This is a genomic window from Pseudarthrobacter sp. SSS035 (assembly GCF_023273875.1).
GTDB lineage: Bacteria > Actinomycetota > Actinomycetes > Actinomycetales > Micrococcaceae > Arthrobacter.
Genome location: NZ_CP096882.1, coordinates 2,898,755 through 2,912,522, shown reverse-complemented (window position 1 = coordinate 2,912,522; position 13,768 = coordinate 2,898,755). Strand labels below are relative to the sequence as shown.

The 13,768-nt window shown below is 67.2% G+C and carries 14 protein-coding genes; 8 read left to right on the top strand and 6 right to left on the bottom strand.

What is annotated here, in order from left to right:
* Positions 1-14 precede the first annotated feature (14 nt).
* Both MUN23_RS13415 and MUN23_RS13410 read left to right on the top strand, forming a co-directional pair.
* Positions 15-956 carry an ATP-binding cassette domain-containing protein gene (locus MUN23_RS13415; protein WP_248758928.1) on the top strand — a complete coding sequence of 314 codons (942 nt, stop codon included), beginning with the start codon at positions 15-17 and terminating at the stop codon, positions 954-956.
* Entirely contained in the window at positions 953-1,741 is a 789-nt protein-coding gene (locus MUN23_RS13410) for an ABC transporter permease (RefSeq protein WP_248758927.1), read from the top strand. The genes MUN23_RS13415 and MUN23_RS13410 overlap by 4 nt, the downstream gene beginning before the upstream one ends.
* Here MUN23_RS13410 and MUN23_RS13405 read toward each other — a convergent pair.
* Genes MUN23_RS13405 through MUN23_RS13395 form a run of 3 tightly spaced genes read right to left on the bottom strand, consistent with a single transcriptional unit; the run spans position 1,738 to position 4,409 of the window.
* The gene (locus tag MUN23_RS13405) at positions 1,738-2,616 is read right to left on the bottom strand and encodes a metal ABC transporter permease (protein WP_248758922.1); all 879 of its coding nucleotides are present in this window, start codon (positions 2,614-2,616) and stop codon (positions 1,738-1,740) included. The two genes, MUN23_RS13410 and MUN23_RS13405, sit on opposite strands and share 4 nt — an antisense overlap.
* Before the next feature lie 3 nt (positions 2,617-2,619).
* Positions 2,620-3,411 (bottom strand): metal ABC transporter ATP-binding protein, encoded by a 792-nt coding sequence (locus MUN23_RS13400; RefSeq protein WP_248758919.1) that lies wholly within the window; start codon positions 3,409-3,411, stop codon positions 2,620-2,622.
* Positions 3,411-4,409: a metal ABC transporter substrate-binding protein gene (locus MUN23_RS13395; protein ID WP_248758913.1), complete on the bottom strand. Its 999-nt coding sequence runs from the start codon at positions 4,407-4,409 to the stop codon at positions 3,411-3,413. The genes MUN23_RS13400 and MUN23_RS13395 overlap by 1 nt, the downstream gene beginning before the upstream one ends.
* A 177-nt stretch (positions 4,410-4,586) precedes the next feature.
* Between MUN23_RS13395 and MUN23_RS13390 the strand changes: the two genes are divergently transcribed.
* The 4 genes from MUN23_RS13390 (at position 4,587) to MUN23_RS13375 (ending at position 8,613) form a co-directional block, all read left to right on the top strand.
* Entirely contained in the window at positions 4,587-5,348 is a 762-nt protein-coding gene (locus tag MUN23_RS13390) for a CPBP family intramembrane glutamic endopeptidase (RefSeq protein ID WP_248758911.1), read from the top strand.
* A 62-nt stretch (positions 5,349-5,410) separates the two neighbouring features.
* A complete protein-coding gene (locus tag MUN23_RS13385; protein ID WP_193341776.1) occupies positions 5,411-6,376 on the top strand; it encodes a 1,4-dihydroxy-2-naphthoyl-CoA synthase in 966 nt (321 codons plus the stop codon).
* Positions 6,377-6,449: 73 nt separating this feature from the next.
* The gene (locus tag MUN23_RS13380) at positions 6,450-7,652 is read left to right on the top strand and encodes an AMP-binding protein (RefSeq protein WP_248758910.1); all 1,203 of its coding nucleotides are present in this window, start codon (positions 6,450-6,452) and stop codon (positions 7,650-7,652) included.
* 79 nt (positions 7,653-7,731) lie between these two features.
* Positions 7,732-8,613, top strand: coding sequence for a 1,4-dihydroxy-2-naphthoate polyprenyltransferase (locus MUN23_RS13375; RefSeq protein ID WP_248758909.1), 882 nt, complete (start codon positions 7,732-7,734; stop codon positions 8,611-8,613).
* A 46-nt stretch (positions 8,614-8,659) separates the two neighbouring features.
* Here MUN23_RS13375 and MUN23_RS13370 read toward each other — a convergent pair whose 3' ends face one another.
* Entirely contained in the window at positions 8,660-9,001 is a 342-nt protein-coding gene (locus tag MUN23_RS13370) for a DUF4229 domain-containing protein (protein WP_248758906.1), read from the bottom strand.
* A gap of 60 nt (positions 9,002-9,061) precedes the next feature.
* Here MUN23_RS13370 and MUN23_RS13365 point away from each other — a divergent pair, with 60 nt between their 5' ends.
* Together MUN23_RS13365 and MUN23_RS13360 are read left to right on the top strand one after the other, a co-directional pair.
* A complete protein-coding gene (locus MUN23_RS13365; protein WP_248758904.1) occupies positions 9,062-9,523 on the top strand; it encodes a PLD nuclease N-terminal domain-containing protein in 462 nt (153 codons plus the stop codon).
* Between the two features lie 7 nt (positions 9,524-9,530).
* Positions 9,531-10,157, top strand: coding sequence for a DUF6264 family protein (locus MUN23_RS13360; protein WP_248758899.1), 627 nt, complete (start codon positions 9,531-9,533; stop codon positions 10,155-10,157).
* Positions 10,158-10,166: 9 nt separating this feature from the next.
* Here MUN23_RS13360 and MUN23_RS13355 read toward each other — a convergent pair whose 3' ends face one another.
* Entirely contained in the window at positions 10,167-11,660 is a 1,494-nt protein-coding gene (locus tag MUN23_RS13355; protein WP_248758897.1) for a dynamin family protein, read from the bottom strand.
* The gene (locus MUN23_RS13350) at positions 11,657-13,633 is read right to left on the bottom strand and encodes a dynamin family protein (protein WP_248764082.1); all 1,977 of its coding nucleotides are present in this window, start codon (positions 13,631-13,633) and stop codon (positions 11,657-11,659) included. The genes MUN23_RS13355 and MUN23_RS13350 overlap by 4 nt, the downstream gene beginning before the upstream one ends.
* Positions 13,634-13,768 lie beyond the last annotated feature (135 nt).

Here is a 13,768-nt window from a genome sequence, read left to right as displayed (position 1 = left end):
ACAAAGGAAAAGTCATGGCAAGCACCCCAACGGCCATCACCGTGGCCGGACTGCGGAAGGCATACGGCAGCAAACAAGTCCTCGACGGCGTCCACCTCACCGTGCCGAACGGATCCGTCTTCGCCCTGCTGGGTCCGAACGGAGCCGGCAAAACCACCATCGTCCACATCCTCTCCACGCTGATCCCCGCCGACAGTGGGGAGCTCGCCGTAGGAGGGTTCGACGTCGGGCGCCAGGCCGATGAGGTGCGCGGCAAGATCGGCCTTACCGGGCAATTCTCGGCCGTGGACAGCCTGCTCACCGGCGAGGAGAACCTGGCGCTGATGGGCAGGCTCCGGCACCACCCGGCGGCCGAGATCAGCCGCCGCACCGCGGAGCTGCTCGAACGGTTCGACCTCGTGGAGGCGGCGAAGATGCCCCTGGCCACCTACTCGGGCGGCATGCGGCGGCGCCTGGACCTGGCCATGACGCTGATGGGCGATCCGGAGATTATCTTCCTGGATGAGCCAACCACCGGCCTGGATCCGCGCAGCCGCCGCACCATGTGGGACATCATCCGGAGCCTGACCGAACGCGGCGTCACGATCTTCCTCACCACCCAGTACCTGGAGGAAGCCGACCAGCTGGCGGACAGGATCGCAGTGCTGGACCAGGGCAGGATCGTGGCCGAGGGCACCGCGGCCGAGCTCAAACGACTGGTCCCCGGCGGACACATCCGCCTCACCTTCGGCGACATGGCCGCCTTGGAGCGGGCCGCCGTCGTACTCGATGCAAAGAACCGCGACGACGACTCCCTCACTTTGGAGGTGGCAGGCGGCGACGGCGTCCGGTCCCTGAAGGACGTGCTGGACCGCCTGGAGCGCGCCGCGATCGAGGTCAGCGACCTCTCCGTCCACACCCCCAACCTGGACGATGTCTTCCTCGCCCTCACGAGCCAGAAGGAGAACGTACGATGAGCACCCTCAGCTATGCCGCGTCCGATGCGGCCACCATGCTGCGCCGGAACCTCAAGCACGTGCAGCGCTACCCCTCGATCCCGCTGTTTGTGGCCGGGACCCCCATCATTTTCCTGTTGCTGTTCGTGTACGTGCTCGGCGGGACCCTGGGCTCGGGCCTGGGCGGCACTCGGGATGACTATCTTGCCTACATCGTGCCGGGCGTGCTGATGCTGACCCTCACCGGGGGCGCCACGGGCACCGCCATCTCGGTGGCCACGGACATGACCGAGGGCATCGTTGCACGCTTCCGCACCATGGCGATCTCCCGGGGTGCAGTGCTCACCGGCCATGTCCTGGGCAGCCTCATCCAGACCATGGCCGCCATGGTGCTGGTGGCCGCCGTGGCGCTGCTGATCGGTTTCCGGCCCACCGGCTCACCGGCCGGCTGGCTCGGAGCCCTGGGCGTGCTGACGCTGATCGCGTTCTCCGTGACGTGGCTGTCCGTGGCCATGGGCATCAACGCCAAGAGCGTCGAAACGGCCAGCAACCAGCCCATGATTTTCCTGCTGCTGCCGTTCCTGGGCAGCGGCTTTGTGCCCACGGATTCGATGCCGGATGCCCTGCGCTGGTTCGCCGATATGCAGCCCTTCACCCCCTTCATCGAAACGGTGCGCGGGCTCCTGATGGGCACGCCCGTGGAAGCCGGCACCCTGCTCGCGGCACTCATCTGGTGCGCGGTCATGAGCCTGGGCGGATACGTGTGGGCGCTGTGGCTCTACAACCGCAAGTCCGTCCGGGCCTAACCCACCAGAACCGCGGCGGCCTTCCGGCGGCGGGCCTTCGCCAACCTGGTGCCGATCAGTCCCTGCCGGGGGCTGAACAGGTAGACGGCGGCGAACACCACACCCTGCGTGAGCACCACCATGGCGCCCGACGCCGTGTCCAGGTAGTAGCTGAAGTAGATGCCGGCGATGGAGCACACCGCTGAAATCACCGGGGCGATCACCAGCATCCGGTTGAAGCGGTCCGTGAGCAGGTAGGCCGTGGCACCGGGGATGATGAGCATGGCCACCACCAGCACCACACCCACGGTCTGCAGCGCCACCACCGACGTCAGCGCCAGCAGCCCCATCAGCAGCGCCCCCAGCCGTTTCGGGGAGAGCCCGATCGCGTGGGCGTGGGTGGGGTCGAACGCGTAGAGGGTCAGGTCCCGGCGCTTCAGGATCAGGATCACGAAGGCGACGACGCCGAGCACCAGCACCTGGATCAGGTCCGGGATGCTGACGCCCAGGAGGTTGCCGAAGATGATGTGGTTCAGGTCCGTCTGGCTGGGGGTGACGGAGATCAGCACCAGGCCCAGCGCAAACAGCGAGGTGAACACAATGCCGATGGCGGCGTCCTCCTTCACGCGGCTGGTGTTGCGGACGACGCCGATCAGGGTCACCGCGATCAGCGCGAACACCAGCGCACCGAGCGCAAACGGGGCGCCAACAATGTAGGCCAGCACAACTCCGGGCAGCACGGCGTGGGAGACGGCGTCGCCCATGAGGGACCAGCCGATCAGCACCAGCCAACAGCTGAGGACAGCACAGACGACGGCGGCGAGCGCGGTGGTGACGATGGCGCGGACCATAAAGTCGTAGCTCAGCGGTTCGAGCAGAATGTCGAGGAGTTCCATGGGTCAGCCCCTGCTCTCGGTGCCGGCGGGATGGACGGTGGCGGGGTGGGCAGGTTCCGGGAGATCGCGGTTCAGGACGTCCAGGCCGAACGCCATGGCCAGGTTCTCCGGCTGCAGCACCAGTTCCGGGGCGCCGTGCATCAGGACGCGGCGCATGAGCAGCACGGCTTCGTCGCACAGGTTGGGCAGCGCGTGCAGGTCGTGGGTGGAGATCAGGATGGTGCAGCCGTCGGAGGCGAGCTCGCGCAGCAGCCGGGTGATGGTGGCCTCGGAGCGCTTGTCCACGCCGGCGAACGGCTCGTCCAGGAGCATCATGGTGGCGCCCTGGGCGATGCCGCGGGCCACAAAGGCGCGCTTCTTCTGCCCGCCGGACAGCTGCCCGATCTGCCGCTCCGCGTACTCGCCCAGTTCCACGCGGTCCAGCGCCAGATCGACGGCGGCGCGGTCCGCCTTGGAGGGGCGCCGGGTGAAGCCCTGGTGCCCATAACGGCCCATCATCACCACATCCCGGACGGACAGCGGGAACTGCCAGTCCACATCCTCGCTCTGCGGCACGTAGCCGATCCCACCCTCCTTGCGCGCCTTGGTAGGTGACTGTCCGCCGATCAGCACGCGGCCGGCGTCGGGCTTGATCATTCCCATGATCACCTTGAACAGGGTGGATTTCCCGGACCCGTTCATGCCGATCAGGCCGCAGATCCGGGCGGCGTCCACGGTGAGCGAGGCGGAATCAAGCGCCAGGACCTCGCCGTAGTGGACGGTGACGTTTTCAACGAGGATGGCCGGGGAGCTCATTACTTCGCCCCTGCCGGGGCCCCGGTGGAGGTGCCGGCCAGGGCCTTGGTGATGACATCGGCGTCGTGCCTGATCAGGTCCAGGTAAGTGGGTACGGGACCGTCGGCTTCGGACAGCGAATCCACGTAAAGGGTGCCGCCGAACTTCGCTCCGGTGGCGCCCACCACCTGCTGCATGGGGGCATCGGACACTGTGGATTCACAGAACACCGCGGGAACCTGGTTGGCCTTGACGTACTCGATGGCGCGGGTGATCTGCTGCGGCGTGGCCTGCTGTTCGGCGTTGACCGCCCAGATGTAGACCTCTTTAAGCCCTGCATCGCGGGCAAGGTAGGAGAAGGCGCCTTCGCAGGTCACCAGGGCGCGCTGGTTCTCCGGGAGGCCGGCGAGGCTTGCCTTCATCTCGTCCTGCACACCCTGCAGTTCGGCCTTATACGCGTCACCGTTGGCTTGGAATACCGCGGCGTTCTCCGGGTCAAGCTTGCTGAACGCCGTCACCATGTTGTCCACATAGATCTGCACGTTCACGGGTGACATCCACGCATGCGGGTTCGGTTTGCCCTGGTAGGAGTCCTCGCTGATGGACATGACCTCCACACCGTCACTGACCACGGCGTGCGGCACGTCCAGGCCCTCCACGAACTGCCCAAACCAGGCCTCGAGGTTCAGGCCGTTGTCCAGGATGAGGTCCGCCTTGGCTGCCTTGCGGATGTCGCCGGGGGTGGGTTCGTAGCCGTGGATTTCGGCGCCCGCCTTGGTGATGGATTCCACCGTGAGCTTGTCCCCCGCAACGTTCCGGGCGACGTCGGCCAGCACCGTGAAGGTGGTCAGGACCACGGGCTTGTCACTGTCGCTGTTGCCTGACGCCACACCCCCGCACGCGGTAAGGGAGAGGGACAGAAGGACGACGGCGGCGGCGCCGGCAGCGCGGAACGCCGCCGTTCCCCGGGCGAGGGTTCGGGCGGCGACTTTGGCGCGCCGAAACAAAAATTTAGGCATACCGAACATTCTACGCGACGCCGATCCGGCCCCGCAATGTGACGCTCACCCGCACTCAGCCCACGAACCCCGGCGGCCCCACTCCCGTTGCTCTATCACTTTTGGTCGCTTTGCCCCCGGCTTGGGGACCAAAAGTGATAGAGCAACGGGTGGGAAGTGGGGAGCTAGGCTGACTGTATGGCCACCACACACCGGAAACCACCCGCGCCGCAGCCCGAGCTTTACCGGTTTTCCGCCCTTGATTTCACCGCCGTCAGCCTCTATGTGGCCGCGGCCGGGCTCTTCGCCGTGGCCGGGGAACTGCTGGTCCCGTTCATAAGCCAGCTTGCCCCCAGCCCGGCCGCGGCGTCGTACGCCGTGAACCTCATCTTCTACGGCTCGATCGGGATCCTGGCGCTGGCCGCCGCCCGCCGGGTCGTGGCCCGGGACCTGCGCGTGCTGGCCACCCGTCCGTGGTTCACGCTGCTGATGGTGCCCGCGGCGGTGGTGGCCATGATGATCCTCACGGCCGCGGTGGTGTCGGCCGGCGGCGGAGTGGAGACCTCGGCAAACCAAGCCGGGCTGCAGGCGCTGATGCAACAGGTCCCTGCCTGGCTGATGGTGCCGGTCCTGGTGGTGGTGGGCCCGTTTGTGGAGGAGTACATCTTCCGGCACCTGCTGATCGGCAAGCTCAGCCGCCGGCTCAATATCTGGCTGTGCTGTGCCCTCTCTGTGGTCCTCTTTGCCGGCATCCATATCGCAGGCCAGGAAGCCATCACGCTCAGTGCGTTGCTCCCCTATCTGGCCATGGGCGGCACGCTGGTGTTTGTCTACGTGTGGACCGGGAAGAACCTGATGTTCTCCTACTTTGTGCACGCGGCCAAGAACCTGCTGGCGGTCATCTTCATCTACGCCATCCCGCCCGAGCTATTCGAGCAGTTGCAGCAGGTCCAGCCCTGACAGCTGCCCAGCCCGGGGGCAACGAGTTCTGCATCAGCTGACCCGATTACTAGACTTGTCCGGTGAGCAACCAACTTCCCGCCAAGGTGTCCGACGTCTTTGACCCCACCCGCTGGCGCACCGTGTCCGGTTTTGATGACTTCCAGGACATGACGTACCACCGGCAGGTGGAGCGTGTTTCGACGGGCTCAACAACCGGCACGGAAACCAGGGACCTGCCCACCGTCCGCATCGCCTTCAACCGCCCGGAAGTCCGCAACGCCTTCCGCCCCGGCACAGTGGACGAGCTCTACCGCGCCATGGACCACGCCCGCATGACCCCGGACGTCGCTACGGTCCTGCTCACCGGCAACGGCCCCTCCCCCAAGGACGGTGGCCATTCATTCTGCTCCGGCGGGGACCAGCGCATCCGCGGCCGCGACGGCTACCGCTATGCCGACGGCGAGACCCAGGAAACCATCGACCCCGCCCGCGCCGGGCGCCTCCACATCCTCGAGGTCCAGCGGCTCATGCGGACCATGCCCAAGGTGGTAATCGCCGTCGTGAACGGCTGGGCTGCCGGCGGCGGGCACTCCCTGCACGTGGTCTCGGACCTGACCATCGCCTCCCGCCAGTACGGCAAGTTCAAGCAGACGGACGCCACGGTGGGAAGTTTCGACGCCGGATACGGCTCTGCGCTGCTGGCCCGCCAGATCGGCCAGAAGTCCGCCCGCGAGATCTTCTTCCTGGCCCGCGAGTACTCCGCGGACGACATGGTCCGCATGGGCGCCGTGAACGAGGCCGTGGACCACGAACGCCTCGAAGAGGTAGCCCTGGAATACGCCGCGGACATCGCCCGGCAGTCACCGCAGGCCATCCGGATGCTGAAATTCGCCTTCAACCTTGCCGACGACGGTCTGGCCGGCCAGCAGGTCTTCGCCGGCGAAGCCACCCGCCTGGCCTACATGACGGACGAGGCGGTGGAAGGTAAGGAAGCCTTCCTAGAGAAACGGGACCCGGACTGGTCCCGCTTCCCGCACTACTTCTAGGCACCACGCCTAGGCACAAACTTCCAAGCCGGCCGGCCCCAGGCCCCGGCTGACTTCAAAGGCAGGACGGCACATGAATCTCGGAACCCAGACCATCGGTCCCACGGACATCGACCCGGTGCTCAAAGCCCTGGCCGCCGCCCTCCACGGTGAGGGACCCGCCGTCGAACTTTCCGCGGGCCCCAACGGCGAACTGGTGGTGGGGCACACCGAGACGCCCGGCTGCGATGACGCCGTGGCGGTGGTCCGCACGTCCGGCTCGACGGGCGCGCCGAAGGCCACCATCCTGACCGTCGAGGCGCTGGCGGCCTCATCCATGGCCACCGCCCTGGCGCTCCAGGGCGAGGGCCAGTGGCTCCTGGCCCTTCCCGTGCAGTACGTGGCAGGCGTGCAGGTCCTGGTGCGGTCGCTGTTCGCCGGCACGCGCCCGTGGGTGATGGACATGTCCGGCGGTTTCACCTCCGAGGCGTTCACGGCCGGCGCCCTGGAGCTGACCGACAAGTTCCGCTTCACGTCGCTGGTGCCCACACAGCTTCAGCGCCTCCTGGACGCACCGTCGCCGGAGACCCTGGCCGTCCTGCGGCGGTTCAACGCCATCCTGCTGGGCGGCTCACCGGCGTCGGCTGAACTGCTGGACGCGGCCCGCGAGGCCGGCGTCCGGGTGGTCACCACGTACGGGTCCGCGGAAACCTGCGGCGGCTGCGTGTACGACGGCGTGCCGCTGGAAGGCGTCCAGGTCCGGGTAGCCGAGGACGGCCGCATCCTGCTGGGCGGCGACACCGTGGCCGCCGGGTACGTGGACGCGCCCGAAGCCACGGACACCTTTTTCGAGGAGGACGGCGTCCGCTGGTACCGCACCAATGACCTCGGCACGCTGGACGCGGACGGCCGGCTCACCGTGCTGGGCCGCGCCGACGACGTCATCCTCACCGGCGGGGTCAAGGTCTCCGCCGCGCATGTGCAGGAAGAGCTGGAAAAGTCCGACGGCGTCGCGGCGGCTTTTGTGGCGGGCGTCCCGTCCACGGAATGGGGCCAGGCCGTGGCCGCGTTTGTTGCGCTCGACGCCGCTGCCTCTGGCGCCACCGCGGACTCGGGTGCGGCGGGCACCCCAGCAGGGGATCACGCCGTCGTACTCAAGGAGGAATGGCACCGGCGGCTGGGCCTCCTGGCGCCGAAAACCGTGCTGGCTGCCCCGGAACTGCTGATGCTTCCCAACGGCAAGCCGGACCGCCTGGCGATGATCGAACGGCTCAACGCGCTGCATCAGGGAAAGTAGAGTAGAGCTGCACCGGCGGCCCGTTCGCGGCCGCCGACACCGTTTCACCGTTCTCCCGACCCAACACGAGGTACTGACCGTGGCCACAGCCGCACAATGGATCCAAGGCGCCCGCCTCCGCACTTTGCCGGCCGCCATCGCCCCGGTACTTATCGGCACCGCCGCCGCCTACGAGCTGGATTCGTTCCGCCCCGTTAATGCCGTGCTGGCCGCCCTGGTGGCGCTGCTGCTGCAGATCGGCGTGAACTACGCCAACGATTATTCCGACGGCGTCCGCGGCACCGACGAGGACCGCGTGGGACCGCTGCGGCTGGTGGGTTCCGGCGCCGCCCAGCCGGAACACGTCAAATATGCGGCGTTCGGCGCCTTTGCCGTGGCCATGCTGTTCGGCCTGGCGCTGGTGGTGATCACCCAGAGCTGGTGGCTGATCCTGGTGGGAGTCGGCTGCGTTATGGCCGCATGGGGCTACACCGGCGGCAAGAACCCGTACGGCTACATGGGCCTGGGCGACGTTTTTGTGTTTGTCTTCTTCGGCCTGGTGGCAACACTCGGCACCACCTACACGCAGGCCGGCCAGGTCAACCTGCCGGCCGTTATCGGCGCGATCGGCACGGGTCTCATTGCCTGCGCCCTGCTGATGGCCAACAACGTCCGCGACATCCCCACCGACATCCAGGCCGGCAAAAAGACCCTGGCCGTGCGCCTGGGCGACAAGCACGCCCGCGAAAGCTACGTGCTGATGCTCGCCGTGGCCATCCTGCTCGTGGTCATCCTGGCTCCCGGGCGGCCGTGGATGCTGATCGTGCTGCTGCTGATCCCGGCCTGCCTGATGCCCGCCTGGCTGATGATCAACGGCCGCAAGCGCAAAAGCCTCATTCCCGTGCTGCAGCAGACCGGCCTGATCAACCTCGGCTACAGCCTGCTGTTCTCACTGGGATTGGTGCTCAGCCACGGATTCTAGGCCGAATCGGGGCGGGGTCCAGGACTCGGGCTCGAGGACTCGGGTTCTAGGACTCGGGGGCCTTCGGGGCCGGTGTTCCGGTTTCGGGTGCCTTCGGGCCGCTGTTCCGGATGGTGACATCCGGGTTGGCGTCCAGGAGGCTGTCCTCGGCTTCGGCGTCGGCCACCTCGCTTTCACTGCGCAGCGGCTTGGCCTTGCCGGAGAGCCGGCCGTGAATGGCGGCAGCGGCGGCGTCGCGCTGCTTCTGGAAGAAAAGGTAGCTGACCGCAAACGCGATCAGCGCTGCGCAGATGACTGACAGCACCGCCCCCAGCTGCAGGAACATAAAGAGCACAAAGAGCGGCGCAAACAGCGCCAGCCGGATCAGGGAGTATTTCAGAAAAGCCACGGTCCAAGTTTAGCCGCCCTGCCTGAACGTCCCCGGCCTGCGGACGATAGACTTAATGCCATGCTCTTCCGTGTGGTTCTGGCCGTTGCAATACTCGTCATCTATGTGTATGGCCTGGTGGACGTGATCCGTACTGACCGCCGCCTCACCCGCGGGATCTCCAAGCCGGCCTGGCTCATCGTGGTGACTGTCCTTCCGGTGATCGGCGCCATCCTGTGGCTGCTGATCGGCCGTCCACGTGACTCAGCCCCGGTCCGCCAACCGCGCAGCCACCCCACCGCGCCGGATGATGATCCCGATTTCCTCCGCAACCTGGAAATGCGCCGCCGCAACCAGGCCGACGCTGCCCGCCTCAAGAAGCTCAAGGATGGCCTTGAGGCGAAAGCCAAGGCGGACGGCGGTCCCGCTCGCACCGGACAGGACAATGCCGGTACGCGGGGCAAGGATGGGATCGGCCACGACGAAGCCGGCGGTGCCAGCACGGGAGACGCGGACACCCACGATACCGGCGACGTAAAGTAGGCAAAACATGGCCCAGCACCCCGACGGAGAATCCCAACAGCCAGTTGTATCCGCCGGGGCTGCGACGCCCCCACTGCCGCCGCCGCGGCCCGGGCTGTCCTACGCCGCGCCGGCGCCCATCGTTGTCATTCCGCCGGCACCGCGGAGCGTCCGCCTGGCACGGACCTTTTGGCTGCTCAGCTTCGTTGCCGGCCTCGCCGTACTCATCGGCTCCTTCCTCACCCTCGACTCACACCTGGAGCGGCTCCGCACCGTGGTGGACCAGATGTCCCCCGGCGGCGGACCTGACGCTGTGACCACGTCCGCGGCCATTGTTTTCTGGGGCAGCCTGGCCGCCCTGCTGCTGGTGATCCTGTTTGAAGCGGCGGCGCTGGCTATTTTCTCAGCGCGCCGCGGCTGGTCCCGCTGGCTGATGATCCCGCTGCTGGCCGGGCAGGTAATGGTCATGGTGGTGGCCGCGGCTTTCCTCGTCCCTGAGGGCGACGCCGGCAGTTACGTTGTGATGCTCTGGGGATCCCAGCTACTCCTTGCGTTCTTCGGCCTGGTGGCAGTTTTTATGCCGTCGGCGGGCAGGTGGCTCAAGGCAGCGCGGATCCAGTCGGCGCAGGTCAGGCCGGCACGGACGCGGCAATAAGGGCTGACCTCAGGCGGACTGCGGGTGCAGCTGCAGGGCCGAGCATTCAGCCACGACGCCCTCACAGCTGCGCATCACCACGCGGCAGGCCTCCACGGCTGAGCGCTCCGTCAGCGGGTTTTCCGATACCGTCCGCCACCGGTTTAGGAAGCGGCGGGCTTCGGCCAGGACTACGTCCGGTCCGGCATCCGGAACCAGCCCCATCCTCAGGGCGGGCGCCGCACCCCAGCCGCCGACCAGCATTTCAGCCTCCGCCGCCAATTCATCACTGAGGGATACCCCCGTGGTACGGATCGTGGCCAGCAGGCGGAGCTCACGGAACTCATGGGCGTTGGCCTGAAGGCGTTCCAAGGCTGCCGCCAGGCGGCCGGCCCCCTCCCTGGGTGCGGTGCGCAGCAAGCTTTCCACTCCCACCAACGCAGTGCGGGCTTTGAGGGCATCCCCGCGGGCCTGGAACTGCCGGGCCACAAGGTGCAGCAACGGGTCCAGCCCGCTGCGCCGGGCCAGCTCATGCGCCAGCGGCGTGGGTTCCGTGAAGCCACTCCGAATCAGCACCACGCCCAGCCGTATCCCAAACAGCCCGAACCGCTCAAGAAGGGAGGCACGGGCTTCGGCGCCCAGGCCTTGCGGGACAGTGGCCCTGATGAACCTGTCCGCCGAGAGCAGCATCCGCTCCCGGGCCGACCGCTCCATGCTGGCCAGGACCTGCATGGACTCGAAGTCCGACTGGCGCATGCTGCGTGCGCTTTGCGCCAGCAGCCCGGCCACCGGGACCACCCCCAACGCCAGCTTCCGCAGGCTGTGGTCCCGGCGGTACCGGTCAGCGATGTCACCCGCGGAGAGCAGCGAATCAATGCGGCCCGCACCGATCTCGTCGGCACGGGACAGCACGGCAAGGGCATTCACGGTTCCCGACCTACCCGCCTCGGTATCCCTGAAGGATTCGAGGAACCGCAGGTCCGAGGCGTGCATGTGGCGCATCAGGTAGATGATGGCATCGGCCTCGGAGGGCGCGTCCGCGGGGATGAGGAAATCGGTGGACCGGGCAGAGACGTCTTCGGACAACGAGGCAATTCCCGGGGTGTCTATCAAGGTGAGCTCGCGCAGGGCCGGCGAGGGCCACTCCACCACCAGCCGTTCCATGTCCTCGGCGCGGGCGTTGCCCAGGACAAACACCAGGCGGCCGTCCACGCGCTTCAGCGGCAGGATATGCGGTTCCCCGGCAATGGGGTAGGCCGTGATCCGCGGCGTGTGCCCGTAGCGGTACCAGGTCACAATCTTTGTGCATTCCCCGGTGTCGGTCGGGGCGATCTCCTCCCCGATGATGGCGTTCAGCAGCGTGGATTTTCCCGCCTTGATCATGCCTGCCACCGCGAGCCTGAGGGGCTCGGACAGCCGCCGGGCATAAGTCTCCAATGCCGCAGCCGCAGCGGGGTCGTCCGCATACACAAGCAGGGCGTCCTGGATCAGGTCCGCCACACCCGCGCTGATGGACTCCTTCATCTGCCCACCGCACCTACCGGCGCCGTGCCCACCGACTGGCTGCCCACCGACTGGCTGCCCGTCGTCGGACTTCCCGACGCCGGACTTCCCGACGCCGTGTTTCCCGACGCCGTGCCGCGCCCGGACGGAGACTGCGCGGCCTGCGGCCCCGGGGATTGGGCCACTTCGGCGGCCACCAGGCCGGCGGCATGGTGCAGGGCGTCCACCTTCTTGAGCTCGGCCTTGATCTCGCGGATGCGGATGTCCTTTTCCAGCGTGTAGGTGGTGGCTGCCTTCTGGGCCGCCGCCACCGAATCCGCCAGGGAGCGATGGTGTTCGTCCGCGATTTCCGTGAAGTGGTCCCGGGTTGAACGCTGCACCAGCCGGAGCCGGTCCTTGAGCTGCTTGCCCACCTGGAAGGTGACATCGTCCAGCTGCCGGCGGACCAGCGCCTTGGCTTCGGCCTGCCGGCGCTTCAGCCGTGCTTCCTTGTCCTCGCGGTACGCCTTGCGGCCCAGCAGCAGGCCCGCGCCCACTGACAGGGGATTGATCAGGGCCATGCCGAAAATCCCGGTCAGGAGCCCGAACATCAGCACGCCGCCGTAGGATCCGCGCATGCCGATCAGGACCTTCTGCAGGGGGTTGATGTGCCCGTCGTCGAGCCTTGGCATGTTGTCCACCGGGTCCAACGCGTCGTCGGTGTCCGAGATGTGGAGCACCGGCAGGGCCACTTCGTCCTCTGAAAAATGCTCCGCCACCTGTGCGGCCAGCCACTGCGCGCGTTCGCTGGTCCACACAAACGTGTCCGAGATCGCGGCGGCGGCGCACTCCTCGAGCCACGCGGAAAACTGGGTCCAGGTGGGGCCGGGATCGCCCTGGTCAATAGCGGCCTCGGCTTCGCGCTGGATGCGCCGCAGGCGGTCCCGGAGGTCGTACTCCATGTCCGCGATCAGGTCGCCGATGCCGTCGTTGAGCGTAATCTGCCACCTGGCGGAACGTTTGCGCAGCTCATCGGCCTGTGACTTCGCCTCCTCCAGCCCTGCAATCATCCGCGGCGTCCCCTCCGGATCCTCAAGCGCTCCCAGCTCGGACCGCAGGGACAGGCGCAGGTTCTCAGTGACGGAGAGCAGGTCCTGGCTGACGGAGCGCCGTTGCAGCCGTTCCGCCTTGCCCACAATTTCATTCCGGAGGTGGCCGATCAGTACGGGGAAACCCGACTCGGCGTTGAGTTCGCTGTCCTGCAGGCGTGCAGCCTCCAGCCGGAGATCCGAGGAAACCGCGAACAGCGGGATGTCCGGCGCCACCTGTGCGAGCTGGGCACGGTCCATGGCCTCCACACGCCGCCAGTCCGGATACAGGTCCGTTTTGGACAGGATGCCCGCAACGCTCGGGGTGATCCGCATGGCCTGGCGCAGGAACCGCATTTCAGGCTCGGTGTATTCCTGCGAGGCATCTGAAACCAGCAGCATGGCGTCCGCTGTGGGCAAGGCTGTGAGGGTGGTCAATGTGTGCGAGGAGCCCAGTCCCCCCACACCGGGCGAATCGATGACCGTCAGCCCGCCGCCCAGGACCTTGCGGGGCAGAAAAACTTCGGCCGCTACCAGCTTCTTAACGTTTCCGGGGTTGCCCCGCTCGGAAACGTAAGCCGCCAGATCCGCTATGTTGATGGGCTGCCGCTCCAGCGCGGCGTCGTCGCCGGGCTCTGTGCCGGCTTTGGGCAGCAGGATGGCGGCGGACGCGGGTTCCCCGTGGCGGACCACGGTGGGCACCGAAGTGGCGATGTCGTCGTCGACAGGGCACACCGGGGCGTTCACCAGGGCGTTGATAAGTTTGCTTTTTCCTTGCTTGAATTCCCCCACCACGATCACGCGGATACTCGGATCCTTCAGCCGGCGCAGGGTCTGGTCCAGGCGTTTCCTCAGGTCCGCGCGGTCCCCTGTCCCCACCAGCTCGATGCCCTGCTCCACCAGCAACGCCAGCTGGCCGGCGTTCATCGGCACCGGCGCACGTCCAGGGCCTCCCGGTCGTTGCGATTCAGCCATGATCTGTCCTTTGCAGCAGGGGTGCGGGTGGGGCGGGGGATAATCCGCGAAGAGCCCGGCAGGAGGTCGATGGCCTCCTGCCGGGCG

Bases quoted from the DNA above. Each gene is read 5' to 3' on its own strand.
- MUN23_RS13415 (WP_248758928.1), top strand. From the start codon at position 15: ATGGCAAGCACCCCAACGGCCATCACCGTGGCCGGACTGCGGAAGGCA.
- MUN23_RS13410 (WP_248758927.1), top strand. From the start codon at position 953: ATGAGCACCCTCAGCTATGCCGCGTCCGATGCGGCCACCATGCTGCGC.
- MUN23_RS13405 (WP_248758922.1), bottom strand. From the start codon at position 2,616: ATGGAACTCCTCGACATTCTGCTCGAACCGCTGAGCTACGACTTTATG.
- MUN23_RS13400 (WP_248758919.1), bottom strand. From the start codon at position 3,411: ATGAGCTCCCCGGCCATCCTCGTTGAAAACGTCACCGTCCACTACGGC.
- MUN23_RS13395 (WP_248758913.1), bottom strand. From the start codon at position 4,409: ATGCCTAAATTTTTGTTTCGGCGCGCCAAAGTCGCCGCCCGAACCCTC.
- MUN23_RS13390 (WP_248758911.1), top strand. From the start codon at position 4,587: ATGGCCACCACACACCGGAAACCACCCGCGCCGCAGCCCGAGCTTTAC.
- MUN23_RS13380 (WP_248758910.1), top strand. From the start codon at position 6,450: ATGAATCTCGGAACCCAGACCATCGGTCCCACGGACATCGACCCGGTG.
- MUN23_RS13365 (WP_248758904.1), top strand. From the start codon at position 9,062: ATGCTCTTCCGTGTGGTTCTGGCCGTTGCAATACTCGTCATCTATGTG.
- MUN23_RS13360 (WP_248758899.1), top strand. From the start codon at position 9,531: ATGGCCCAGCACCCCGACGGAGAATCCCAACAGCCAGTTGTATCCGCC.
- MUN23_RS13355 (WP_248758897.1), bottom strand. From the start codon at position 11,660: ATGAAGGAGTCCATCAGCGCGGGTGTGGCGGACCTGATCCAGGACGCC.
- MUN23_RS13350 (WP_248764082.1), bottom strand. From the start codon at position 13,633: ATGAACGCCGGCCAGCTGGCGTTGCTGGTGGAGCAGGGCATCGAGCTG.